This window comes from Enterobacter cloacae complex sp. ECL352 (assembly GCF_020149545.1).
In the GTDB taxonomy this organism is placed as follows: Bacteria; Pseudomonadota; Gammaproteobacteria; order Enterobacterales; family Enterobacteriaceae; genus Enterobacter; species Enterobacter asburiae_B.
The window spans coordinates 1084241-1109057 of the sequence record NZ_CP083709.1 but is presented as its reverse complement, the minus strand read 5'-3'; the positions used below and the strand labels follow the sequence as shown (position 1 = coordinate 1109057).

The following is a 24817-nucleotide window of genomic DNA, read 5'->3' as shown; positions in this document are numbered from 1 at the left end:
TAGGGTCGTTAGTTCACAGCATTCACCAACACCGGGAGCCGTTATGTTTAACATTGCTTTACTGGGCGCTGGCCGAATTGGCCAGGTACATGCAGCTAACATCGCCAGCCACGGCGCGACCACGCTCTGGTCCGTGGTTGACCCGAATCAGGAATTTGCCACCCGTCTCGCCGCGCAGTATCAGGCCCGCCAGCAGAGCCTGAACGAGGCGATGACCGACCCTAACGTTCACGCCGTGCTGATCGCCTCCGCCACCGATACCCACGCGTACCTGATTGAAATGGCCGCCCGCCACGGCAAGGCCATCTTCTGCGAAAAGCCGGTACACCTCGACCTCGCCCGCGTGCGCGACTGCCTGAAGGTGGTCAAAGAGTACGACGTGCCGCTGTTCATCGGCTTTAACCGCCGCTTTGACCCGCAGTTTCGCCGCGTGAAAACCGACGCGCAGGCCGGGCGCATCGGCAAACCGGAATCGCTGCTGATCATCTCTCGCGACCCGTCTCCGCCGCCTGCGGAGTATGTGCGCGTCTCCGGCGGCATGTTCCGCGATATGACCATTCACGACTTTGACATGGCGCGCTTCATCATGGGCGAAGAGCCGGTGTCGGTGTATGCCCAGGGCAGCAACCTGGTGGATCCGGCGATTGGCGAGGCGGGAGATATCGATACCGCGTTTATCGTTCTGAAATATGCCTCCGGCGCGATGGCGACCATCGTCAACAGCCGCCGTTCATCTTACGGCTACGACCAGCGCCTGGAGCTGCACGGCTCCGAAGGGCTGCTGTGCGCGGGCAACATTCTGGAAAACCAGGTGCAGCACTACGGCAAACAGGGCTGCACCAGCGCGCTGCCGGAACACTTCTTCCTGCAGCGCTACAAATCCGCTTACGCCGCGGAATGGGAACACTTTGTTGCGGTCCTGCGCGGCGAAGCGGTGCCTGACTGCAGCGGCGATGATGGTGAACGTGCGCTGTACCTTGCGGATAAAGCGCTGGAGTCATTGCGCAGCCAGCGCGAGATCGTCCTCTAAACACAACAACCCTACACAGAGAGACATAATAATGAAAAAACTGATCGTAGCCGCCCTCATCGCCATGACGTCCGGGGCCGCCCTCGCCGAAAACGAGCAAATCGTTTTCAGTACGCCAAACCTGGCCATGCCGTTTGAAGTTCACATGCAGCGCACGGCGGTGAAAGCCGCAAAAGAGATGGGCGTGAAGCTTCAGGTGCTGGACGGGCAGGGCAGCTCGCCGAAGCAGGTGGCTGACCTGGAAAACGCCATCACCCGCGGGGCGCAGGGCTTTATCGTCTCCCCGAACGACGTCAACGCGGTCTCCAGCGCTGTGGATGAAATTCAGGATGCAAAGCTGCCGATCGTCACTCTTGACCGCTCCGTCGACAGCCAGAAGAAAGTGCCGCACTTTGGCGCCAACAACTACAAGGGCGGCCAGGCGGTTGGCGACTTCGTTAAAACCAAATTCCCCGACGGCGCGGACATCATTCTCCTCACCGGTCAGCCGGGCTCCTCTTCCAACATTGAACGCACCAAAGGGATCCGCGACAGCCTGAAGGCGGGCGGGGATAAGTACAAGATCGTCGCCGATCAGACCGGCAACTGGATGCGTTCTGAAGGAATGCGCATCGTTGAAAGCGTTCTGCCTTCGCTGCCGAAGCGCCCGCAGGTGATCCTCTCCGCCAACGACGATATGGCGCTGGGCGCGATTGAAGCGCTGCAGAGCCAGGGCGTGAAGCCGGGCGAAATCCTCGTGACCGGGTTTGATGCGGTGCCGGAAGCGCTGGCCCGCGTGCGCGACGGCTGGCTGGCGGTAACGGCGGATCAGCGCCCGGGCTTTGCGGTGCAGACGGCGATGAGCCAGCTGGTGGCCAACGTGCGCGAGAAGAAAGCCATCACCGGGGCCGACTACCCGCCGACGCTGATCACCAAAGAGAACCTGCAGCAGGCTGAGCGTATCGGTGAGGCCGGTAACTAATATGTCCCGAGCCGCCTCTGGCGGCTCATCATGAGGAGGAGCAGACTGATGTCGCAACCCTTACTGAAAGTGACCGACCTGGCAAAAAGCTTTTCCGGCGTCTGGGCGCTGAGCAGCGCTCAGCTGACCGTTGGCAGCGGCGAAATTCACGCCCTGCTGGGGGAAAACGGGGCGGGAAAATCCACGCTGCTGAAGGCGCTCGCGGGCGCGCAGCCGCAAACGCGCGGGGATATCTGGTTCAACGGCGAAACGCTGCCGGTGGACGACTCCCCGGTGGCGCGCCAGAACAAGGGCATTATCACCATCTATCAGGAATTCAACCTGCTGCCCAACATGACCGTCGCGGAAAACATGTTTCTCGGTCGCGAGCCGCGCAGGCGCAACCTGATCGTCGACGAAAGGGCGGTCAACCAGGAGGCGCAGGTCATTCTCGATTACCTCCAGCTGAACGTTGCGCCGACCACGCCTGTCGCCCGCCTGAGCGTCGCCCAGCAGCAGATGGTGGAGATCGCCCGGGCGCTGACCCTCAACGCCCGGTTAATCATTATGGACGAACCTTCCGCCGCGCTGAGCGACAGCGAGGTGGAAAGCCTGCACCGCGTGGTGCGGGAGCTTAAAAACCGCGGCGTGAGCATTATTTACGTTACCCACCGTCTGCACGAAGTTTTCCAGCTCTGCGATCGCTTCACCGTTTTCCAGGACGGCCGCTTTACCGGCACCGGCGCGGTGGCGGAGACCAACGTCGAACAGCTGATCCGCCTGATGGTCGGGCGCGACGTGGCCTTTAACCGCCGTCCGGCCAGCGAAACGCATCATGAAGACAAACCCGTCCGCCTGGCGGTGAAGGGGCTGAGCCGCGAAAAGCCGCCGCTGGATCCGCACGGCATCGCCCTGCACGACATCAGCTTCCACGTCCACGCCGGGGAAGTTCTGGGCATTGCCGGGCTGGTGGGCGCGGGACGTACCGAGGTGGCGCGCTGCCTGTTTGGCGCAGACGCGTTTACCTCCGGGAGCTTTGAGCTGGACGGCGTGCCGTACCAGCCGCGCGACCCGCTGTATGCCCTCGACCAGGGCGTGGCGCTGGTGCCGGAAGATCGCAAAAAAGAGGGGGCGGTGCTGGGGCTGTCGATCCGCGACAACCTGTCGCTCTCCTGTCTCTCCTCGCTGCTGCAGTGGTGCTGGTTCGTGAACACCCGCAAAGAGGACGATCTGATTGAGTCCTACCGCAAGGCGCTGCAGATCAAAATGGTCAACAGCGCGCAGGAGGTGCGCAAGCTCTCCGGCGGCAACCAGCAAAAGGTGATCCTCGCGCGCTGCATGGCGCTCAACCCGCGGGTGCTGATCGTCGATGAGCCGACGCGCGGCATCGACGTGGGGACCAAATCGGAAGTGCACCAGGTGCTGTTTGACATGGCGAAAAAGGGCGTGGCGGTGATCGTGATCTCCTCCGATCTGCCTGAGGTGATGGCGGTGTCTGACCGGATCATCACCCTCAGCGAAGGCCGGGTGACCGGCGAGATCCACGGCGACGATGCCAACGAAGAACGGCTGATGACGATGATGGCCATCAACCACAACGCCCTGAACGCGGCATAACGGAGTTTCTCATGACGCAGATGATTTCTAAAACGCAGGCCCCGGTCAAACGCGCCGGACGCATCGATCCCATCGCCTTCTTCGAGCGCTTCGGGGTGCTGATTTTCATGATCCTGCTGCTGATCTTCTTCCAGTCGCAGAACAGCAACTTTTTCTCTGAACGCAATATTTTCAACATCCTGACCGAAGTGTCCATCTACGGGATCATGGCCGTGGGGATGACCTTCGTCATTCTCACCGCCGGGATCGACCTCTCCGTGGGCTCCATTCTGGCGGTGTGCGCCATGACCGCGGCGTACGTGATCAAAGGCGACAACTTCACCACCGTCGACCCGAACGCCTGGGGCGGCATGAGCTGGCTGATTGGGCTGGGGATTTGTCTGGCGATGGGCACGGCGATTGGCTTCCTGCACGGCCTGGGCGTCACCCGCCTGCGCCTGCCGCCGTTCATCGTCACCCTCGGCGGGATGACAATCTGGCGCGGCCTGACGCTGGTGATTAACGACGGCGCGCCGATCGCCGGTTTCGATCAGGGCTACCGCTGGTGGGGACGCGGGGAGCTGCTCGGCATCTCTATTCCTATCTGGATCTTCGCCATCGTCGCCGTCGGCGGCTATCTGGCGCTGCATAAAACCCGCTGGGGACGCTTCGTCTACGCCATCGGCGGCAACCCGGAGGCGGCGCGACTGGCGGGGGTCAACGTGAAGCGCGTGCTGGTCAGCGTCTACGTGCTGATCGGCTGTCTGGCCGGGCTGGCGGGCTTCATCCTGAGCGCGCGTCTGGGGAGCGCCGAGGCGGTAGCCGGGATCTCCTTTGAGCTGCGCGTCATCGCCTCGGTGGTGATCGGCGGCACCTCGCTGATGGGCGGCTACGGGCGCATCGGCGGCACCATTATCGGCTCCATCATCATGGGCATTCTGATTAACGGCCTGGTGCTGATGAACGTCTCGGCCTACTACCAGCAGATTATCACCGGATTAATTATCGTTCTGGCGGTGGCATTCGATACCTATGCCAAAAGCCGTCGCGGCGCACTGTGAGGATCACGATGAAAGAGGTTCGTATTGGATTAATTGGCACCGGGTATATCGGCAAGGCGCACGCTATCGCCTATGCCCAGGCCCCGACGGTGTTCAACCTGCGCGGCAGGCTGGTGCGCGAGATGGTGGCGGAAGTCACGCCGGAGCTGGCGGCAGCGCGCGCGCAGGCGTTTGGCTTCAACCGCTCCACCGGGGACTGGCGGGCGCTGGTGGCCGACCCGGCCATTGACGTGGTGGATATTTGTTCCCCCAACCATCTGCATAAGGAGATGGCGCTGGAGGCGATCCGCCACGGCAAGCATGTGTACTCGGAAAAGCCGCTGGCGCTGAACGCCCACGACGCGCGTGAAATGGTTGAGGCTGCACAGCGGGCAGGAGTGAAAACGCTGGTGGGGTTCAACTACATGAAGAACCCGACGGCGCAGCTGGCGAAGGAGATTATCGCGCGAGGCGAGATTGGCGAGGTGATCCACTTCTACGGCACCCACAACGAAGACTATATGGCCGACCCGCTTTCGCCCATTCACTGGCACTGCTTCAAAGAGACCGCCGGGCTGGGGGCGCTGGGCGACCTCGCGGCGCATATCGTCAACATGGCCCAGTACCTGGTCGGGGATATCGAGCAGGTCTGCGGCGATCTGAAGATCGTGGTCCCGGCGCGACCGGCGAAGGCCGGATCGTCTGAGATGATTGCCGTTGAAAACGAGGATCAGGCCCACGCGATGGTGCGTTTCGCGGGCGGGGCGCAGGGCGTGATTGAAACCTCCCGCGTTGCCTGCGGACGCAAGATGGGGCTCTCGTACGTCATCACCGGGACGAAAGGCGCCATCAGCTTCACCCAGGAGCGCATGGCCGAGCTGAAGCTCTATCTGCATGACGATCCTGTGAACCGTCAGGGGTTCCGCACGCTGCTCGTCGGCCCGGCGCACCCGGACTACGCCGCGTTCTGCATGGGCGCGGGCCACGGGATTGGCTTTAACGATCAAAAAACGGTGGAGGTGCGCGACCTGGTGGACGGGATTGCCGCCGACGCGCCGATGTGGCCGGACTTCGAAGAGGGCTGGAAGGTGTCGCGCGTGCTGGACGCGATTGCGCTCTCGCACCGGGAAGGCCGCTGGCTGAACGTGAACGACATTGTCTGATGAGGTATCAACGTGGAAAAGCAGTTTGATGTGATATGCATGGGCCGCGTGGCGGTAGACCTCTACAGTCAGCAGATTGGTGCCCGTCTGGAGGACGCGTCGAGCTTCGCCAAATATCTCGGCGGGTCGTCGGGTAACGTGGCGTACGGCACCGCGCGTCAGGGTTTACGTTCGTCGATGCTGGCGCGCGTCGGCGATGAACATATGGGCCGCTTCCTGCGGGAAGAGCTCAACCAGGTGGGCTGCGATACCAGCCATCTGATTACCGATAAACAACGACTTACGGCGCTGGTGCTCCTCGGCATTAAAGACCGGGACACCTTTCCACTGATTTTTTATCGCGATAACTGCGCGGATATGGCGATTACCGCCAGCGATGTGGACGAAAGCTACATTGCCTCCGCACGTTGTCTTGCCATCACCGGGACTCACCTTTCTCATCCGCAGACCCGCGAGGCGGTGCTGACGGCGCTGGGCTATGCCCGCCGTCACGGCGTGCGCACGGTGCTGGACATCGACTATCGTCCGGTGCTGTGGGGGCTCACCTCCTTAGGCGACGGCGAAACGCGTTTTATCGCCGCCGAGAAGGTCACCCGCGAGCTGCAGGAGGTTCTGCACCTCTTCGACGTCATTGTCGGCACCGAAGAGGAGTTTCACATTGCGGGCGGCAGCACGGATACCCTCCAGGCGCTGGAGCAGGTGCGCGCCGTCAGTGACGCTGCGCTGGTCTGCAAACGCGGCGCGCTCGGCTGCTCGGTCTATACCGACGCCATTCCGCCCCGGCTGGACGACGGCCTGACGGTGACCGGCGTGCGCGTGGAGGTGCTGAACGTCCTCGGGGCGGGGGACGCATTTATGTCCGGCCTGCTGCGCGGCTACCTGAACGACGAAGGCTGGGAGCAGGCGTGCCGCTACGCCAACGCCTGCGGCGCGCTGGTGGTTTCGCGCCACGGCTGCGCCCCGGCGATGCCGAGCAAAATCGAGCTGGATGACTATCTTTCCCGCGCCGCGAACGTGCCGCGCCCGGATCTCGACCCGCGTCTTAACCATCTCCACCGGGTGACCACTCGCCGCCGCGAATGGCCGGAGCTGTGCGTGATGGCCTTCGACCACCGCAGCCAGCTTGAGGATATGGCGATGCAGTGCGGCGCGTCGCTTAAGCGCATTCCGGCGCTGAAGCAGCTGATCCTGCAGGCCAGCCGCGAGGCGGCGAGCCGCGCCGGGCTGGAAGGCAAAGCCGGTCTTCTGTGCGACGGCACCTTTGGTCAGGACGCGCTGAACGCGATCACCGGGGAAGGGTGGTGGATTGGTCGTCCCATCGAGCTGCCGGGTTCCCGGCCGCTGGAGATGGAGCACGGCAACATCGGCACCCAGCTTATCAGCTGGCCGCAGGAGCACGTGGTGAAGTGCCTGGTCTTTTTCCACCCGGAAGATGCCCACGGCCTGCGCCTGGAGCAGGAGCAGAAAATCGCCGAGGTGTACCACGCCTGCTGCCGTTCCGGGCACGAGCTGCTGCTGGAGGTGATCCTACCTGCGACCATGCCGCGCAGCGACGAGCTCTACCTGCGCGCCATCTCCCGCTTCTACAACCTCGGCATTTACCCGGACTGGTGGAAGCTGCCGCCGCTCTCCGCCGACGGCTGGACGGCGCTGAGCGAGATTATCGAACGCCGGGACCCGCACTGCCGCGGGGTGGTGATCCTCGGCCTGGACGCCCCGGCGGAACAGCTGCGCGCCGACTTCAAAGCCGCAGCGGGGCAGACGGTAGTGAAAGGCTTCGCCGTGGGGCGCACGCTGTTTGGCGATGCCTCCCGCGCGTGGCTGAAGCACGATATTGACGATGCGCAGCTGGTGGCGCGCATCCGGGACAACTACCTGCAGCTTATCGCCTGGTGGCGCGAGCGCGGACACGCATAATGGAGACGACAATGAGTGTGCAATTAGGCATTAACCCGCTGACGTGGACGAACGACGATCTGCCTTCTCTCGGCGCGGAAACCTCGCTGGAAACCTGTCTGAGCGAAGGTAAAGAGGCCGGTTTTGCCGGCTTCGAGCTGGGCAATAAATTCCCGCGCGAAGCGCGCCTGCTTGGCCCCATCCTGCAGCGTCACGACCTGCAGCTGGTCTCAGGCTGGTACTCTGGCCGCCTGCTGGAGCGCAGCGTGGAGGAGGAGATCGCCGCCGTGCAGCCGCACCTGACGCTGCTGCGCGAGCTGGGGGCGAAGGTGCTGGTGTTTGCGGAAGTGAGCGGCTGCATTCACGGCGAGCAGCAGACCCCGGTGCATCTGCGCCCGCGCTTCCCGCAGGAGCGCTGGAAGGAGTACGGCGAGAAGCTCACCGAATTTGCCCGCTATACGCAGCAGCAGGGCGTGCAGATTGCCTACCATCACCATATGGGCACCGTGATTGAGTCCGCCGAGGACGTGGACAACCTGATGATCCACACCGGCGAGGCGGTCGGACTGCTGCTGGATACCGGCCATCTGACCTTTGCCGGGGCCGATCCGCTGGCGGTGGCGCAGCGCTGGGCGTCGCGCATCAACCACGTTCACTGCAAAGACGTGCGCGCCGACGTGCTGGCGGACGTGAAAAACCGCAAAACCAGCTTCCTCGATGCGGTGCTGAGCGGCGTGTTTACCGTGCCGGGCGACGGCTGCGTCGATTACCCACCTATTATGCGGCTGCTGAAGGCGCAGGATTATCACGGCTGGCTGGTGGTCGAGGCCGAGCAGGATCCGGCGATTGCCCATCCGCTGACCTACGCCCGTCTGGGGTATAACAACCTGAGCCGCCTGGCGCGCGACGCCGGACTGATTTGAGGAGGGAACATGTCACGTCTGTTATCACGCTGGCAACAGCCGAACGCGGAGGGGCGCACCCAGTGTGTTACACCGGAAAGCGCAGGGTGGGGCTACGTCGGCTTTGAGGCGTATGAGCTGCAGGAGGGGCAGACGCTGACGCTGCCCGCCGTCAGCGAAGAGCGCTGCCTGGTGCTGGTCGCCGGGCGGGCCTCCATCAGCACGCCTTCCGCGCAGTTTAACGATATCGGCGAGCGGATGAGCCCCTTCGAGCGCATTAAGCCGTGGGCGGTGTACGTCACCCCGCAGGAGACGGTGCAGGTGAAGGCGCTGACGACGCTGGAGCTGGCGGTCTGCGCCGCGCCGGGCAAAGGCACGTATCCGACGCGGCTGATTGCGCCGCAGGATATCGACGGTGAAGCGCGCGGCAAAGGTCATAACCAGCGCTACGTGCATAATATTTTGCCGGAAGACAGGCCCGCCGACAGCCTGCTGGTGGTGGAGGTGTGGACCAGTGAGGGCTGCACCAGCTCGTATCCGAGCCACAAGCACGACACGGATAACCCGCCGCAGGAGACCTATCTGGAGGAGACCTACTACCATCGCCTCAACCCGGAGCAGGGGTTCTGCATGCAGCGCGTCTACACCGACGACAGAACGCTGGATGAGTGTATGGCGGTCTATAACCGTGACGTGGTGATGGTGCCGAAGGGCTACCACCCGGTGGCGACGATGGCCGGGTATGACAGCTACTACCTCAACGTGATGGCCGGCCCGGTGCGCAAATGGATGTTCACCTGGGAAGAGGACCACGCGTGGATTAATCGGGATTATCCCCCGGACAGCGGTGGCTAGCGCGGGTTAGCCACCAGAACACCAGCGCCAGCAGGCTGACCGAGGCGCCAAGCAGGCAGACGCCCGGCCAGCCGGCACAGGCATACGTCATCGTTGTGCCGAGCGCACCGAGCCCGCTGCCGACGGCATAAAACAGCATGTAAAGCCCGACCAGCCGGCTGTGCGCCTCGGGACGGGTGCGGAAAATCATGCTCTGATTAGTGACGTGCAGCGCCTGACCGCCCAAGTCGAGCAGTATGATGCCGATAAGCAAGATCCCGAGTGAACGGTCCATCAGCGACAAGGGCCACCAGGCTAACAGTAAGATACTCAGCGCCGCCGCGCTGGTGCGTTGGGCATATCCCCGATCGGCCCAGCGTCCTGCCCGGCCAGCCGCCAGCGCGCCCACCGCGCCAGCCAGTCCAAACGCGCCAATCGCTGTATGCGAAAAGTTAAACGGCGGTGCGCTCAGCGGCAGCACCAGCGCGCTCCAGAAAATGTTGAACGATGCAAACATCAGCAGCGCCAGCACGCCGCGTATCTGCAGCACTTTTTCCTGCCGCAGCAGCGTGAGCATTGAGCCAATCAGGCGCGGATAGCTCATCGTGGCAGTGACGGCTGACAGGGTGGGGAGTCGCCACCACAGCGGTAACGCAATCATGAGCATCAGCGCGGCAGCACAAAGATAAACCCCGCGCCAGCCCGCGATATCGCTGATGCCACCGGCAAAGACGCGAGCGAGCAGCAAACCTGTGAACACGCCGCCCTGTGCCGCGCCGACAACGCGTCCCTGTTCATGGGGCGACGCGGCGCTGGCGGCGTAGGCGATCAGCCCCTGCGTCATGGCCGTGCCCAACATACCTGTCGCAAGCATACCGATCAGCAGAGCTGAAGAGGACTGTGCCATGCTGACGGAAACCAGCGCCACCACCAGAGCAATCAGCTGTACTGCCATGAGTCGTCGACGATCCACTTTGTCACCCAGAGGAACGACAAGCAAAAGAGCCAGCGCGCAGCCAATTTGTGTCGCGGTCACCACGCCACCCACGGCCGCATGGCTGATGCCGAAATCGTTCGCCAGCGCGTCAAGCAAAGGCTGGGCGTAATAGACGTTTGCCACGCTTAGGCCGCTGGCGGTGGCGAACAGCCAGACCATGCTGCGCGGCATGTCGGCTGAAGGAAGGGCTGACGTCAGTGACATATTCAAAATCCTCGCCTGTGATAACCTGGTTTCAAAATGAAACTGGTTGAATGCTAGGCTATGCAGTTTTAAAATGCAACTAGTTATAGGGTGGCCTTTGCGAGGAAAACAGGTGATGTCCCGAAATACGGTAAAAGAGGAATATTGTCCCGTTGCCCGCAGCGTTGGCCTGCTCGGGGATCGCTGGTCGCTTCTTATTGTGCGTAATGCGTTTGACGGCATGACGCGCTTCGGGGATTTTCAGCGCAGCCTTGGGGTGGCGCGCAACATCCTTTCTGACCGGCTTCGCAAGCTGGTTGAGGCGGAAATCCTGACGTTACAGGGGGCATCGGACGGCACGGCTTATCAGGAATATGTTCTGACCGACAAAGGCGAACGTCTTTTCCCCGTGATCGTGGCGCTGCGTCAGTGGGGAGAGCAAAATCTGTTTTCACAGGGCGAGCGTCACTCGCTGCTGGTCGACAGGCGGACGGGCAGGCCGGTTCCCTTTATGGCGCCAGCAGCGCATGACGGCACTGCGCTGCTGCCGGTGGATACGGAAGTGCAGAAGATCGAATGAGTCACTCCGGTTAATTACCGCTTATCGCCTGCTCAATCGTCCGGGCGACGATCTGCGGCTGGCTCACCATCGACACGTGGCTTGCCGCCACCTCGGCGGTTTTCGCATGGATCGTCTTCGCCATCGCCCGTTCAAGATCGGGGTTGATCATTCGATCATTCTTGCTGACCACATACCAGCTCGGTTTATCATGCCACGCCGCGTGGGCGACCTTTTCACCAAACGCCTCGGCCTTAATTGGCCCCTGCGTGGCTGCAATGGTGTTTTGAGTGTCTGGCTTCACGTCAGGCGCGAAGTCCTTTCTGACAGCTCCTGTCGGCAGGTATAAATAGCCGTCCGCCGTTTTAGCAATGCCCGCGCTGCCCGGCGGGGCAGGATAGCTTCCTGCCAGATCCGCAGTCGACTGGCCGGAATCCGGCGCGAACGCCGCCACGTACACCAGCGATTTTACCCGCGCATCGTTGCCCGCCTCGCTAATCACGGTGCCGCCCCAGGAGTGGCCCACCAGCACCACGTCACCCTGGGCGCGGGCGATGGCCCGCCGCGTGGCCGCAACGTCATCCTTAAGCGACGTGAGCGGGAGCTGGACGGCAATGACCTCGGCGTGCTGCTTCTGCAACAGGGTAATCACCTTATTCCAGCTGCTGCCGTCGGCAAACGCGCCGTGCACCAGCACGACGCTGGTTTTACTCTGCGCAAAGGCGCTGGCGGAAACCGCCAGCAGGCCTGCCGTCACTACAGACAGTGCTTTCATCTTCAGACTCCTTAAAAGTGGTGGACCGTCGCGTGGGGCGGGACGGTGAATTCAACGGTTTTGTGGTCGAGCGGCTTGTGCGTCGGGTCGGCCAGAATAATCGTCACCTTGTGTTTACCGGCGGGTAGCCCCACGAGGATCACCGGCTCTCCGCTGGCGTCAGCCCAGTGCCACGGCGCGTCATCCACCACCACGTGAATGTGCCCGATGCGCGGCGTGACCTTGAGCGCCTCGGGGCCGAATACCGGTTCGATGCGCAGGTTTTCGGCACGGTACTGGATAAACACCGCGCCTTTGCTCAGCGGCCCGGCAAGCGGCGGATCGACTATCAGCTTTGCGGGCGGCTGCGGCTGCGCCAGCGGCGCAACGGCGGCGGGGCCGTTAACGTCCGCGGCGCTCAGGTTATCCAGCGGCATGGTCCGGGCATGGGCTACAGAGGCCAGGAACAGCAGGGGGAAAAGTGCATAGCGACGAATCATGGGTTCTCTCCTCATCGGTTGTGAATGACGACAGGGAAAGAAAACCATTTTTATGTATCGGAGATATTTGCCGGAGGCGGCGTTTTGTACCCGTTTGTCAGCGTGGCGCTCTGGATACAGTGCGATACGGTTTGCCTGCCTGGACGACGCACAATCGCTATCGCCAGCCCGGCAATCACCAGCGTCAATCCCGTTGATACCCACATTGCACCTGCGATCCCCAGCGTTTTATTCAGCCACGCATAGGCAAACGGTGAGGCTGCCGCCATCAGCTGGCCGGGGATAAGCAGCATGCCCGTGCGGCGGGCATAGCTTTCGGTGCTAAACAGCTCCAGCGGCAGGGTGGCTTTTACGATGGTGACCAGCCCGTTGATGGCGCCGTAGCCCAGCACAAACCCGGCTGCACACCACGCAAACAGGGCGCTGCTCATCCCCAGAAGAAAGCAGAGCGGCATGGCGAGCGCGGTAAAAAGCGTGAGTTTGAAGGGGGTTAAGCGGGCACCCGCCAGCACTTCCAGCGAGCGGGCGCCCGTCTGGCCGACTCCCCACAGCATGCCGATGGCGACCGGCAGGCCAAAGTGGGCAATAAACTCCGGCAGATGGGTGGACGTGCCGTTAGAGACAAAGGTGATGAGGGCAATGAAGGCGGCATAAAGCCAGCCGTTACGCCGCTCGTTGTTCAGCGGCGGCGCGGTGACCTTTGTCGTCACCGTCAGCCGCTGCCGGGGAAGCGTTCGAATCAGCATCGCGCTCAGCAGGCCGAAGAGCGCGTAGACGCGCAGCGCTTCCTGCCAGCTCATGACCTGAAGCAGAGCATCGCCCAGCGGCCAGAAAACGGCGGAGGCCAGCCCGCCCGCCAGCGTGACGCGTGAGATTGTTCTTCGCGCCTGCTGCCCGTAGAGGTTTACCAGCGCGGCGAACAGCGCGTCGTACAGCGACAGGCGCATCCCTACGCCGCCGATCAGCCAGGCGCAGTACCAGCCAAAAAGCGTCTGGGTATAGGCCATCCCTGCGCAGCTTGCGGCGATCAGCAACGTGCCGCTCATCACCACCGTCTGACCGCCAAAGCGTGCCAGCAGGCGGGCGACAAACGGAGAAACCGCCGCCATCACCAGCATTGCCAGCGTCAGGCCGAGGTAAATCTGCGGTGATGACCATCCCCGGTCGGCTGAAATCGCCAACGCAAAGGTGCCGGGCATATAAAACGAGATCCCCCAGTTGATGAGCTGATTACATCCCGCCGTGAGGGCGAGGCGGCGTGGCAGGGCGGGTGTTTCCATTGTTTTTCATTCCGTTATGCAGTTGTCCTGAGCATAACTCGCGCGCTATTGTGCTGACAGGGCAGCAACCTTATGCGCGGTATAAGAGAAACTTTGAATGACAACGCTTAATCTGGGCTATCTCGCCACCTTCCGTCTGGTGATCCAGCGCGGCAGCTTTTCAGCGGCAGCGGATGCGCTGGGTATTTCCCAGCCTGCCGTCAGCCTGCAAATACGTCAGCTGGAGCAGTTTCTGCAAACGCGGCTGGTGGAGCGGACCGGGCGAGGGATTAAGGCTACGGCTGCCGGGCAGGCGTTGCTGGCGCATGGGGAGCGTATTCAGCTGGCGGTGGATGACGCCATCCGGTCCGTGAGCGCATTCAGCCACGATGTGAGCGGCACCATTACGCTTGGCACGGGGGCAACGGCCTGCATCCATCTTCTGCCGCCGCTGCTGGAGAAGCTGCGGCGAGACTATCCGCTCCTGAGCGTGGGGGTGACGACGGGCAACACCCTCGACATCGTCAGGGCCATCGAAGAGAACCGGCTCGATATGGGGCTGGTGACGCTGCCGGTGAGCGGCAGAGCGCTGGACGTCATGCCGGTAATGGACGAAGAGTTTGTTTTTATCGCGTCGCGGGAGCAGCAGGATGCTTTCAGGGATTTTACCCCGGAGGCGCTGCACGCTCAGCCGCTGATTGCCTTTGAATCAGGCAGCGGTACCCGGGCGCTGATCGATGGCTGGTTTGCGGCTAATGGATTAGCGATCGCACCGGTGATGCAGCTTGGCAGCATCGAGGCGATCAAACGCATGGTTCGCGCGGGGCTGGGCTACAGTATTGTGCCGCGAATGGCGGTCGAACAGGATGCCGATCGCGAAGGGCTATGCGTGATGTCGCTTACGCCCATGCTGCAGCGGCAGCTGGCGGTGGTAATGCGACAGGATAAAATCCTCAGCAAAGGGATTGCGGCCATTATTCGGCTCGTGCAACATCCTACGGCTGTTTAGCGGTCAGCGGTGTCGACGGTCAGGCTGGATTGCTGCGACTGGGTTTTGTCCTGATGGTGGTACCAGGCGCCAATTGAAGAGTAAACGAAGCGGCCAAAGAAAAACAGGAAGCTGATAAGCAGTATGATGCGGGTCATTCGGGTATTAAATTGATGTCGTTTGCGCATACGCGTGACCTGACTCACTCTGTTTTTCCTGGATAAGCCCTTTTGGGCGACAAGGATATTAAGGCACAGCGGGAAGGCGGGGTCAATTCTGCTGTGTGTAAATAACCGTCAATGTTTACATTGATTAATGTTATTGAAATTAATTAATGCATTTACCATATTGATAATATGAAGAAAATAATTTCAAAAAAACGCCGCGAAAAGTTATTTGCGTAAAGTAGTTTGATTTAAGTCAACGGCTTCCCGGCCCTGTTATTTAAAATCCTTCCTCCATACTGTTCGCCCCGCACGCCGCCGGGCGGCGCGTACGTCAGGTTGGATGCCTGTCTTTATTTTCCCTCTGGAGCGAAAGGGGTTTAACCGGGCATCTATGAACATTCTGGCTTTCCTGAAAAAAAATGAAAACCGCTGGTGGGCATTGCCGCTTATTTTGCCGGTGGTTTTACTTCCCGTGCTGAGCATCGCGAATACATTCACGCAGCTGGGCGACGGCATTGCGGCACTCTATTATTTACCCCTCTCATTTTTGCTTTCGCTGATGATGTTCTTTGGCCTGGAAGCGCTGCCCGGGATCGTATTGTCGCTGTTTATCCGCTATTACCCGTCGGTCGGTATGTTTGAAACCGTCGCGGGGATCCTCCATTTTGTCGTCCCTTTAGTGCTCAGCTGGGGTGGCTACCGGGTGTTTGCGCCCAGACGGAATATGACCGCGTACGGCGACGTGCGGCTGATGGCGCAGCGCATCTTCTGGCAGGCGTTCTGCCCCGCGACGCTATTTCTGGTGCTGTTTCAGTTTGCGGTGTATTTAGGCGTGTATGAGAGCCGCCAGAGCCTTGCGGGATTAAACCCCCTCAATATTCGCACGCTCATCAACTATCAGACGCTGCTGGTCAGCGGCCTGACGGGCGTGCCGCTGAGCTATCTGCTGATCCGCCTGCTTCGACATCCGCGCTATATCAAAAGCCTTCTCTCGCAGATCCGTTCCGAGATAGACAAAAAGGTGACGGTCGTTGAGTTGCTGGTGTGGGCTATCGCGCTTGGCGGGCTGCTTTCGCTGCTGCTGATTCCGATGAATGAGAACAGCTCCATTTTCACCACCAACTACACTCTTTCCCTGCTGATGCCGGTGATGCTCTGGGGCGCGATGCGTTTTGGCTATAAGCTGATTTCGCTTATCTGGACGCCGATACTGCTGGTGTCTATTCACTATTTTTACCGCTATATCCCGGTGAACCCGGGGTATGACATTCAGCTGGCGATCACCTCTTCCAGTTACCTAGTCTTCTCGTTCGTGGTGATTTATATGTCGATGCTGGCGACCCGGCAGCGCGCGGCGAACAAACGCTCCCGCAGGCTGGCGCTGCTCGACCCGGTCGTCCATATGCCTAACCTGCGGGCGCTGTCGCGCGATCTGGCGAAAAACCCGTGGTCGGCGCTCTGCCTGCTGCGCATTCCGGAGCTGGAAATTCTGGGCCGAAATTACGGCGTGTTGCTGCGGATTCAGTACAAGCAGCAGCTGGCGCAGTGGGTGAATGGCATTCTCCAGCCCAATGAGCTGGTGTATCACCTGACCGGGTATGACCTGGCGGTACGGCTCAACGCGGAATCGCACCAGCAGCGGATTGAAGCCCTGGACGAGCATATCAAGCAGTTCCGCTTTGTCTGGGACGGCATGCCGCTGCAGCCGCAGGTGGGCGTGAGCTATTGCTATGTCCGGTCCCCGGTTAACCATCTTTATCTGGTGCTGGGCGAGCTGGGCGTGGTTGCCGACCTGTCGCTCTCCTCCAACCATCCGGAAAACCTTCAGCAGCGTGGGGCCGTCCATTTGCAGCGCAGCCTGAAGGATAAAGTCGCGATGATGAGCCGCCTGCAAAAGGCGCTTGATAACGACGAATTCACCCTGCTGGTTCAACCCGTTCGCGGCATGCGTGGCGATTGCTATCACGAAGTCCTGCTCCGGATGCCGGATATCAACGGGCTATTGATCTCCCCCGACCAGTTCCTGCCCGTCGCGCAGGAGTTTGGTCTCTCTTCCCGGGTAGATTTGTGGGTGCTGGAGCACACCCTGCGCTTTCTCGCCGCGCATCGCGAAAGACTGCCCGGCCAGCGCTTTGCCATTAATCTTGCCCCGTCGACCGTGTGTCGGGTGCAGTTTCCGCTTGAGGTGAATCGCCTGCTGGCGAAATACGCCATTGAGCCGTGGCAGCTAATCTTTGAAGTGACGGAGTGCAGCACTTTTTGCAATGCGGAACAGGCGCTACACATCCTCCGGCAGCTGCAGAAAATGGGGGTACGTATTGCAATTGATGATTTTGGCACCGGCTATGCGAGCTATGCGCGGCTGAAAAGCGTGGACGCGGATATTCTCAAGATTGACGGCAGCTTTATTCGCAATATCGTCAACAACAGCCTGGATTATCAGATTGTGGCGTCTATCTGCCATCTGGCGCGTATGAAAAAGATGCTGGTGGTGGCGGAGTATGTCGAAAGCGAAGAGATACGTAGCGCGGTTCACGCGCTAGGCATCGATTATGTGCAGGGTTATCTGATTGGCAGACCGGCACCGCTTGAGTCACTGCTGGAAGCAGAGGCGTCCACCGCGGACGCCTGAGCCGTTACGCGGCGACGTCGGCGCTCTCTTCTTCAATTTTGAGCAGCCAGCCGGTGACCGCTTCCCAGTACTGCTGCTCTTTTTCCAGATCCAGCAGGACCAGCGCGTTCTGGCTGAACCAGTCGTGCGGGAAGCTCAGCGTCCAGTGATGGTCGTCGGTTTTAAGCTTCAGCGTGGGCGGCGTGGTGGTGGCCTGACGCTGGTTATTGAGCAGCACGCCCAGGCGCAGCAGCTGAATAAGCGGCAGGAACTGTTTTTTCTTGAACAGCGTAAAGCGCGGCAGGTCGTCAAGCTTGATGGCTTTGCGGTGATAACGCACCAGGGTCGCCATCATGGTTTGCTGCTCCTGGTTGAAGCCAGGCAGATCGCTGTTTTGCAGAATATAGGCCGAATGGCGGTGCATCCCACTGTGGTTGATGTTCAGCCCCACCTCGTGCAGCATCGCGGCCCATTTCAACAGCGCGGCAAGCTGCGGGTGCGCGAGCTTCGGATTCTGCTCCTGCCACTGTTCGTACATCTGCACCGTGGTGTCCAGCACGCGCTTCGCCTGTTCACGGTCGATGTTGTACTGGTTGGCGAGACTTTGCGCGGTGCGGCTGCGAATATCCTGATGGCGGAAGCGGCCTTCCATCTCATACAGCACGCCTTCACGCAGCGCACCGTCCGACAGACGCAGCTCTTTTATGGCGAGGGCATCAAACACGCCGCAGAGAATAGCCAGCCCCGGCACGAATACCGCTTTACGCTCGTCGGAAAGACCCGGCAGGCTTAAGGCGTCAAAACTTTTATGCTTCAGCACTTCTTCGGTCAGCAACGTCAGGCGTTCGGGCGTGATAAACCCGTCTTTTTCACCCATCGCCAGCAGCACTTCATGCGCCGCCTTGATGGTGCCCGACGCGCCCAGCGCCACGTTCCAGCCCTGAATACGGTACTGCCAGGCCAGATTTTCCAGCTTCTGGACAGCCGCCATACGCGCGCGCTGGAAGTTCTCGCGGGTGATGGTGCCGCCCGGGAAATACATCTGCGCGAAGCTGACGCAGCCCATTCGGCGGCTTTCCACCAGGCGCGGCTCAAAGTCTTCGCCGATCACCAGCTCCGTTGAGCCACCGCCGATATCGATAACCAGCTTGCGCCCTTTTTCCGGCTGGGTGTGCTCAACGCCCATGAAAATCAGACGTGCTTCCTCGTTACCGGAGATGATCTCAATCGGGTAGGGGATCACTTTTTCGGCCCGCTTGAGGAACTCCGGGGCGTTCAGGGCCTGGCGCAGGGTGTGAGTGCCCACGATGCACACGCTGGAAGGCGAGAAGCCCTGCAGGCGTTCAGCAAACAGCGACAGGCAGTTTAACCCGCGCTCCATCGCCTCTTCGCTGAGCATGCTGCGTTCATCAAGACCATCCGCCAGGTGTACGCGCTGCTTCAGACGACCGATGATCTGCAGCGCGCCATCCACCTCACGGGCGATGACCATGTGGAAACTGTTAGAGCCAAGGTCGACCGCGGCGAATTCCTGCGGGCGTGGGGTCTTATCATTTATCGGCATAGGTTAATCGGGTTGCTCGAGTGATTTGATATAGTCGTAAATCGCCAGTTGCGACCGCACTTTGCGGCGGTTGCCGCGCGGTACATAGCGGTTACTGAGTTCTTTGTCGATATAGCGTGCTTTCACGGTATCGCTGAACAGAATCTCGATGATGTCGAGGATCTGCTGCTTCAGGCGCGGATCCAGCAGCGGTGCCGCGACTTCAATACGGTAGTCAATATTGCGCGTCATCCAGTCTGCCGAAGAGAGATAGACCTGTTTATCACCCGCATTATCAAAAATATAGATCCGATCGTGTTCCAGGTAACGGTCAACAATGCTGATCACACGAATATTGTCGCTGATGCCTTCCAGTTCCGGGATCAGCGAGCACATGCCGCGGATCAGCAGGTTAACCGGCACGCCGGAGCTGGACGCTGCATACAGCCTGTCCACCAGCCCTTTGTCGACCAGGTTGTTAAGCTTCAGCGTGATGCCGGACGACAGCCCTTTCTGGGCATTGGCGATCTCTTTATCGATCATATCGTACAGCAGGCGGCGCGAGTTCTGCGGCGAGACCAGCAGATAGTCAAAGCTCACCGGACGGTACGGGTTTTCGATAAAGTTAAAGACCCGGCGCACTTCGTTAGTGATGCGGGCGTCGGCGGTTAAGAGCGAGTAGTCGGTATAAATTCGCGCCGTTTTCTCGTTAAAGTTCCCGGTACCGATGTGGGCATAACGCACTACATCGTCGCCCTCTTTACGGGAAATCAGGAACAGCTTGGCGTGAATTTTCAGACCCGGCGCGGAGAAGATGACGTGCACACCGGCTTCCGTCAGACGGCGCGCCCAGTGAATGTTGGCCTCTTCGTCGAAGCGCGCCTGCAGCTCAACCACCACGGTGACCTTTTTGGCGTTGTGCGCCGCATGGATCATCGCGTCGATGATGCGGGAATCTTTTGCCACGCGGTAGATGTTGATTTTGATCGCCAGCACGCTCGGGTCGAACGAGGCCTGACGCAGCAGCTCCAGCACGTGCTCGAAGGTGTGGTACGGATAGTAAAGCAGCACGTCGCGTTCGCGAATGGCGTCGAATCCGTTGCGGAATTTATCGAACCACAGATGGCGCAGGCGCGGCAGCGGCTTGTTCACCAGATTGGCTTTGCCGACGTTCGGGAAGCCAATAAAGTCTTTAAAGTTGTGGTAACGACCGCCCGGCACGATGGAGTCATAGCGCGAAATGGTCAGTTTCTCGCGCAGCATCTCCACCATGGCGTCCGGCATATCGCGCTGATAGACAAAACGGACCGGCTCGGCCGTCAGGCGCTGTTTCAGGCTGGAGGACATCAGCTCCATCAGGCTGGCTTCCATCTCGTGCACCAGGTCATATTCGGCGTCACGGGTCATCTTCATCGAATAGGCGTTTAACGCATCGTAATCGAAGAAGCCTTTGAAGATGTCGTCCAGACAGTAGCGCAGGATGTTATCCAGCAGGATCATCGGCTTGCGTCTGCGCGGGGTTTCCGGCGGCAGGTTCACAAAGCGGGGCACCTTGTCGGACGGGATCTCCAGCAGCGCGTAACGGATAGATTCACCGCGAATAATTTCCACCGCCAGGTAGGTGTAATCATCCTTCAGGAACTGAACCAGATCGGTTTCGCGGTTGATGAGAATCGGGGTAATGTGCTGGCGCAGGTAGTGTTTGAAGTAGTGGCGCAGCCAGTTTTGTTGGTTAACGGAAAGCTGGCGTTCGTTAATCAGGAAGATTTGATTGCGCGCCATCTCCAGCAGCAGTTCGTTATACAGGCCGTCAAATTCCTGATCGGCTTTCAGCACGCGGGACTGGATTTTGCCCAGCAGATGCCGCGAGTGCGAGTTTAAGCCCTGTTCTTCGCTGATGATGATGCGTCTTTTCAGCTCGGCAAAGCGAACCTTGTAGAACTCATCCAGGTTGTTGGAATAAATGCCCAAAAAACGCATGCGCTCGATAAGCGGGTTACTTTTGTCTGCCGCTTCCTGGAGTACACGTTCGTTGAATGCTAACCAGCTTAGCTCTTTCTCGATATATAACTTTTCCTGACCCATTACAGCTCACACTCCAGTTCAATCACAGGACGTGGTAAATCCGTCTCGTCCTTATTATGGCGAGCATTTCCACGATATGTCCAACAGTGCCAGAAAAGTATGACAGTTATTTTTTTTGTTGGGGATTTTAGAAGGTTGGAGAAGGGAATATCGGGTAATGCAATGAACAGGTCGGGTAAGCGCAGCAGCGCCACCCGACGTAACAAACTACTCTTCCGCCGCATAACCCTGCGGGGGTAACTTCACGCCGTCCAGCCAGGCTGCGCCGTCGCGCATCTCGAGACGCCCGTCGACAAACCAGCTGACCACCAGCGGGTAAATGGCGTGTTCCTGGGTCTGCACGCGTTCGGTCACGTCTTCTTCGCTGTCGCCGTCAAAGACCGGAACTTTCGCCTGCAGGATCACCGGACCGCCGTCCAGCTCGTCGGTAACGAAATGCACGGAGGTACCGTGCTCCTCATCGCCGTTTTCCAGAACCTGACGATGGGTATGCAGGCCGGGATATTTTGGCAGCAGGGAAGGGTGGATATTCAGCAGACGACCGGCGAAGTGTTCGACGAAGGCCGGGCTCAGAATACGCATATAGCCCGCCAGCACGACCACGTCCGGCGCGTAGGCATCAATCTCATGCACCAGCTCGCGGTCAAAGGCTTCACGCCCGGCGAACTGGCTGGCTTCCAGCGCGTGCGCGGGAATGTTCGCTTCCCGCGCGCGCTCAAGGCCGAACGCGTCGGCCTTGTTGCTGAAAACTGCCCGAATGGTGCCATTGATTTTCTTCTGCTTGCAGGCGTCTATGATGGCCTGCAAATTGCTTCCGTTGCCGGAAATGAGCACCACGATGTTTTTCATTCAATGACCACACGCTGTTCGGAATCGGAAGCTTTAATCGTACCGATTTTCCACGCGTTTTCACCTTTTTCAGTCAGCAGCTTAACCGCTTTATCCGCTTCGCTTGCCGGCAGGGCGATAACCATGCCCACGCCACAGTTAAAGGTGCGGTACATTTCGTGAGAGCTCACGTTGCCCGCGGTCTGCAGCCAGTTAAACACGGCCGGCCACTGCCATGAGGATTCGTCGATCACCGCCTGGGTGTTATCCGGCAGGACGCGCGGGATGTTTTCCCAGAAGCCGCCGCCGGTCAGGTGAGCGATAGCGTGAACGTCGACCTTCTCGATAAGCTCAAGCACGTTTTTCACGTAGATGCGGGTCGGCGCCAGCAGATGGTCAGCCAGCGGTTTACCGTCCAGCTCGGTGGTCAGCGGATCACAGCCGCTCACTTCGAGGATTTTACGCACCAGGGAGTAGCCGTTGGAGTGCGGGCCGCTGGAGGCCAGCGCGATCAGCACATCGCCATCGGCCACTTTGCTGCCGTCGATAATTTCTGATTTTTCTACTACGCCGACGCAGAAGCCCGCGACGTCATAATCTTCGCCGTGATACATGCCCGGCATTTCCGCGGTTTCACCACCGACCAGCGCACAGCCGGACTGCAGACAGCCTTCGGCGATACCGTTAATCACGCTGGCAGCGGTATCCACGTCCAGTTTGCCGGTTGCGTAGTAATCGAGGAAGAACAGCGGCTCTGCGCCCTGTACCACCAGGTCATTCACGCACATTGCGACCAGATCGATACCGATCGTGTCGTGACGTTTTAAATCCATCGCCAGGCGCAGTTTAGTGCCTACACCGTCAGTTCCCGAGACCAGAACAGGTTCACGATATTTTTGCGGCAGCGCGCACAGTGCGCCGAATCCACCCAGACCACCCATCACTTCCGGGCGGCGGGTTTTTTTCACCACACCTTTGATTCGGTCAACCAGCGCATTACCTGCGTCAATATCAACACCGGCATCTTTGTAGCTGAGAGAAGTTTTGTTGGTCACGGCTTAAATCCCCACGCGATTGCATAGCTAGTAAGAAAAATCGGCGCAATTCTAACAGTCCAGGCAAACGTTTGCGAGCCTATTCTGGACGTGGGGATCTTTTTTTCTATGTACCTCGTGAATGCAGCCAAACTTGACTCTGTTCACGAAAATGAAACCGGTTTCTGAGAACTGCTTGCAACGATTATTCCCTTTGCACATCATCGAACTGAAACCGGTTTCTGTAATTGTTTTTGCAGAAAATAACGCAGAATGAGGGAAAGCGAATGTCGGGATTTAAAGCAGATTTTCTGTGGGGCGGGGCCGTTGCGGCGCACCAGCTGGAAGGCGGCTGGAAAGAGGGCGGCAAGGGCGTGAGCGTCGCCGATGTGATGACCGCGGGGGCGCACGGCGTGCCGCGTGAAATCACCAACGGCGTGCTGGAGGGGAAAAATTATCCTAACCATGAAGCCATCGATTTCTACCACCGCTATAAAGAAGACATCAGACTCTTTGCCGAGATGGGGTTCAAATGCTTCCGCACCTCTATTGCCTGGACGCGGATCTTCCCGAAAGGTGACGAGCTTGAGCCTAACGAGGCTGGCCTGAAATTCTATGACGATCTGTTCGACGAATGCCTGAAGTACGGCATCGAACCGGTTATCACCCTGTCTCACTTCGAGATGCCTTTCCATCTGGTTACGGAATACGGCGGCTGGCGCAACCGTAAGCTGATCGACTTCTTCGTTCGTTTTGCAAAAGTGGTGTTCCAGCGCTACCAGCATAAGGTGAAGTACTGGATGACCTTCAACGAGATCAACAACCAGGCTAACTTCCACGAAGACTTTGCGCCGTTCACGAACTCCGGGCTGAAGTACGCGCCGGGTGAAGACCGTGAGCCGGTGATGTTCCAGGCGGCGCACTACGAGCTCGTGGCCAGCGCCCTGGCGGTGAAGGCGGGGCGCGAGATTAACCCGTCGCTGCAGATCGGCTGCATGATTGCCATGTGTCCTATCTACCCGCTGACCTGTGCGCCGGACGATATGATGATGGCGATGAACGCCATGCACCGCCGCTACTGGTTCACCGACGTGCACGTTCGCGGGAAGTACCCGCAGCACCTGCTCAACTACTTCGAACGTCGCGGCTTCGCGCTGGATATCACCGAAGAGGATAAAGCCGCGCTGAAGCAGGGCTGCGTCGATTACATCGGCTTCAGCTACTACATGTCCTTCGCCACCAAGGCGACGGCGGACAACCCGCAGCTGGATTACGACGAAAGCAAGAGCCTGGTCTCTAACCCCTACGTGCAGAAATCCGACTGGGGCTGGCAGATTGACCCGGTCGGGCTGCGTTACTCCCTGAACTGGTTCTGGGATCACTACCAGCTGCCGCTGTTTATCGTTGAGAACGGCTTTGGCGCGATCGACGTGCAGGAGAGCGACGGCACGGTGAACGACCAGTACCGTATTGATTATCTGGCCGCCCATATCCGCGAGATGAAAAAAGCGGTGGTGGAAGATGGCGTGGATCTGATGGGCTACACCCCGTGGGGCTGCATCGACCTGGTGTCTGCCGGCACGGGCGAAATGAAAAAACGCTACGGCTTTATCTTTGTGGATAAAGACAATGATGGAAACGGCACGCTGAACCGCAGTAAGAAAAAATCGTTCGACTGGTATAAGCAGGTGATTGCGAGCAACGGCGAGAACCTGTAATTGTCGGGTGGCGCTAACGCTTACCCGACCTACACTACACGTAGGCCGCGTAAGCGCAGTGCCACCGGGCAGAACCCCGCACCCAAGCCGGAGTCTCGCCTCCGGTTTTTTTGTCTCTAAATCACTTTGCTTGATATACGTCAAGCAACATGGGTATGGCCTAATCCGAAAAAAGCGGTATAATCCCGCG

21 protein-coding genes are annotated in these 24817 nt (G+C 59.6%); 12 read left to right on the top strand and 9 right to left on the bottom strand.

Annotated features, from left to right (window positions below):
- Positions 1–43 precede the first annotated feature (43 nt).
- Genes iolG through iolB form a run of 8 tightly spaced genes read left to right on the top strand, consistent with a single transcriptional unit; the run spans position 44 to position 9422 of the window.
- On the top strand, positions 44–1030 hold the full coding sequence (gene iolG / locus LBF07_RS05330; protein ID WP_094934595.1) for an inositol 2-dehydrogenase: 987 nt from the start codon (positions 44–46) through the stop codon (positions 1028–1030).
- A 31-nt stretch (positions 1031–1061) separates the two neighbouring features.
- Positions 1062–1991, top strand: coding sequence for a substrate-binding domain-containing protein (locus tag LBF07_RS05325; protein ID WP_033146190.1), 930 nt, complete (start codon positions 1062–1064; stop codon positions 1989–1991).
- A 48-nt stretch (positions 1992–2039) separates the two neighbouring features.
- Positions 2040–3587 carry a sugar ABC transporter ATP-binding protein gene (locus LBF07_RS05320; RefSeq protein ID WP_094934594.1) on the top strand — a complete coding sequence of 516 codons (1548 nt, stop codon included), beginning with the start codon at positions 2040–2042 and terminating at the stop codon, positions 3585–3587.
- A gap of 11 nt (positions 3588–3598) precedes the next feature.
- Positions 3599–4627 carry an ABC transporter permease gene (locus tag LBF07_RS05315; protein WP_013098254.1) on the top strand — a complete coding sequence of 343 codons (1029 nt, stop codon included), beginning with the start codon at positions 3599–3601 and terminating at the stop codon, positions 4625–4627.
- A gap of 8 nt (positions 4628–4635) precedes the next feature.
- Entirely contained in the window at positions 4636–5769 is a 1134-nt protein-coding gene (locus LBF07_RS05310; protein WP_047060731.1) for a Gfo/Idh/MocA family protein, read from the top strand.
- Positions 5770–5781: 12 nt separating this feature from the next.
- Positions 5782–7686: a 5-dehydro-2-deoxygluconokinase gene (iolC, locus tag LBF07_RS05305; protein ID WP_094934593.1), complete on the top strand. Its 1905-nt coding sequence runs from the start codon at positions 5782–5784 to the stop codon at positions 7684–7686.
- Positions 7687–7697: 11 nt separating this feature from the next.
- Positions 7698–8588, top strand: a complete 891-nt coding sequence (gene iolE, locus LBF07_RS05300) for a myo-inosose-2 dehydratase (protein WP_094934592.1) — start codon at positions 7698–7700, stop codon at positions 8586–8588.
- 9 nt (positions 8589–8597) lie between these two features.
- Positions 8598–9422 (top strand): 5-deoxy-glucuronate isomerase, encoded by an 825-nt coding sequence (gene iolB / locus LBF07_RS05295; protein ID WP_094934591.1) that lies wholly within the window; start codon positions 8598–8600, stop codon positions 9420–9422.
- On the opposite strand, the gene LBF07_RS05290 is transcribed toward iolB, so the two are convergent.
- The gene (locus LBF07_RS05290) at positions 9388–10602 is read right to left on the bottom strand and encodes an MFS transporter (RefSeq protein WP_094934590.1); all 1215 of its coding nucleotides are present in this window, start codon (positions 10600–10602) and stop codon (positions 9388–9390) included. The genes iolB and LBF07_RS05290 overlap by 35 nt on opposite strands.
- A gap of 115 nt (positions 10603–10717) precedes the next feature.
- Between LBF07_RS05290 and LBF07_RS05285 the strand changes: the two genes are divergently transcribed.
- Positions 10718–11161 (top strand): helix-turn-helix domain-containing protein, encoded by a 444-nt coding sequence (locus tag LBF07_RS05285; protein WP_094934589.1) that lies wholly within the window; start codon positions 10718–10720, stop codon positions 11159–11161.
- 10 nt (positions 11162–11171) lie between these two features.
- On the opposite strand, the gene LBF07_RS05280 is transcribed toward LBF07_RS05285, so the two are convergent.
- From LBF07_RS05280 to LBF07_RS05270, 3 genes are read right to left on the bottom strand one after another with little or no spacing between them, the layout of a single operon-like run.
- Entirely contained in the window at positions 11172–11915 is a 744-nt protein-coding gene (locus LBF07_RS05280; protein WP_094934588.1) for an alpha/beta fold hydrolase, read from the bottom strand.
- Positions 11916–11926: 11 nt separating this feature from the next.
- Positions 11927–12394, bottom strand: coding sequence for a DUF6130 family protein (locus tag LBF07_RS05275; protein ID WP_094934587.1), 468 nt, complete (start codon positions 12392–12394; stop codon positions 11927–11929).
- 50 nt (positions 12395–12444) lie between these two features.
- Complete coding sequence (locus tag LBF07_RS05270) at positions 12445–13674, bottom strand: MFS transporter (protein ID WP_094934586.1); 1230 nt, start codon at positions 13672–13674, stop codon at positions 12445–12447.
- Between the two features lie 97 nt (positions 13675–13771).
- On the opposite strand from LBF07_RS05270, the gene LBF07_RS05265 reads away from it, so the two are divergent.
- Positions 13772–14662 carry a LysR family transcriptional regulator gene (locus tag LBF07_RS05265; protein WP_094934585.1) on the top strand — a complete coding sequence of 297 codons (891 nt, stop codon included), beginning with the start codon at positions 13772–13774 and terminating at the stop codon, positions 14660–14662.
- Here LBF07_RS05265 and LBF07_RS05260 read toward each other — a convergent pair.
- Entirely contained in the window at positions 14659–14847 is a 189-nt protein-coding gene (locus LBF07_RS05260; RefSeq protein WP_029739958.1) for a YfgG family protein, read from the bottom strand. The two genes, LBF07_RS05265 and LBF07_RS05260, sit on opposite strands and share 4 nt — an antisense overlap.
- 352 nt (positions 14848–15199) lie before the next feature.
- On the opposite strand from LBF07_RS05260, the gene LBF07_RS05255 reads away from it, so the two are divergent.
- Complete coding sequence (locus LBF07_RS05255; protein WP_094934584.1) at positions 15200–17440, top strand: EAL domain-containing protein; 2241 nt, start codon at positions 15200–15202, stop codon at positions 17438–17440.
- Between the two features lie 4 nt (positions 17441–17444).
- On the opposite strand, the gene ppx is transcribed toward LBF07_RS05255, so the two are convergent.
- The 4 genes from ppx to purM all read right to left on the bottom strand — a co-directional run bounded on the left by ppx (position 17445) and on the right by purM (position 22930).
- Entirely contained in the window at positions 17445–18983 is a 1539-nt protein-coding gene (ppx, locus tag LBF07_RS05250; RefSeq protein ID WP_023308773.1) for an exopolyphosphatase, read from the bottom strand.
- A gap of 3 nt (positions 18984–18986) precedes the next feature.
- Positions 18987–21047: a polyphosphate kinase 1 gene (ppk1, locus tag LBF07_RS05245; protein ID WP_033146179.1), complete on the bottom strand. Its 2061-nt coding sequence runs from the start codon at positions 21045–21047 to the stop codon at positions 18987–18989.
- Positions 21048–21254: 207 nt separating this feature from the next.
- A complete protein-coding gene (gene purN, locus LBF07_RS05240; protein WP_023308771.1) occupies positions 21255–21896 on the bottom strand; it encodes a phosphoribosylglycinamide formyltransferase in 642 nt (213 codons plus the stop codon).
- The gene (gene purM / locus LBF07_RS05235) at positions 21893–22930 is read right to left on the bottom strand and encodes a phosphoribosylformylglycinamidine cyclo-ligase (protein WP_033146178.1); all 1038 of its coding nucleotides are present in this window, start codon (positions 22928–22930) and stop codon (positions 21893–21895) included. Before purM ends, purN begins: the two co-directional genes overlap by 4 nt.
- Before the next feature lie 266 nt (positions 22931–23196).
- Here purM and LBF07_RS05230 point away from each other — a divergent pair, with 266 nt between their 5' ends.
- Complete coding sequence (locus tag LBF07_RS05230) at positions 23197–24627, top strand: 6-phospho-beta-glucosidase (RefSeq protein WP_094934583.1); 1431 nt, start codon at positions 23197–23199, stop codon at positions 24625–24627.
- The last annotated feature ends 190 nt before the right edge of the window (positions 24628–24817 follow it).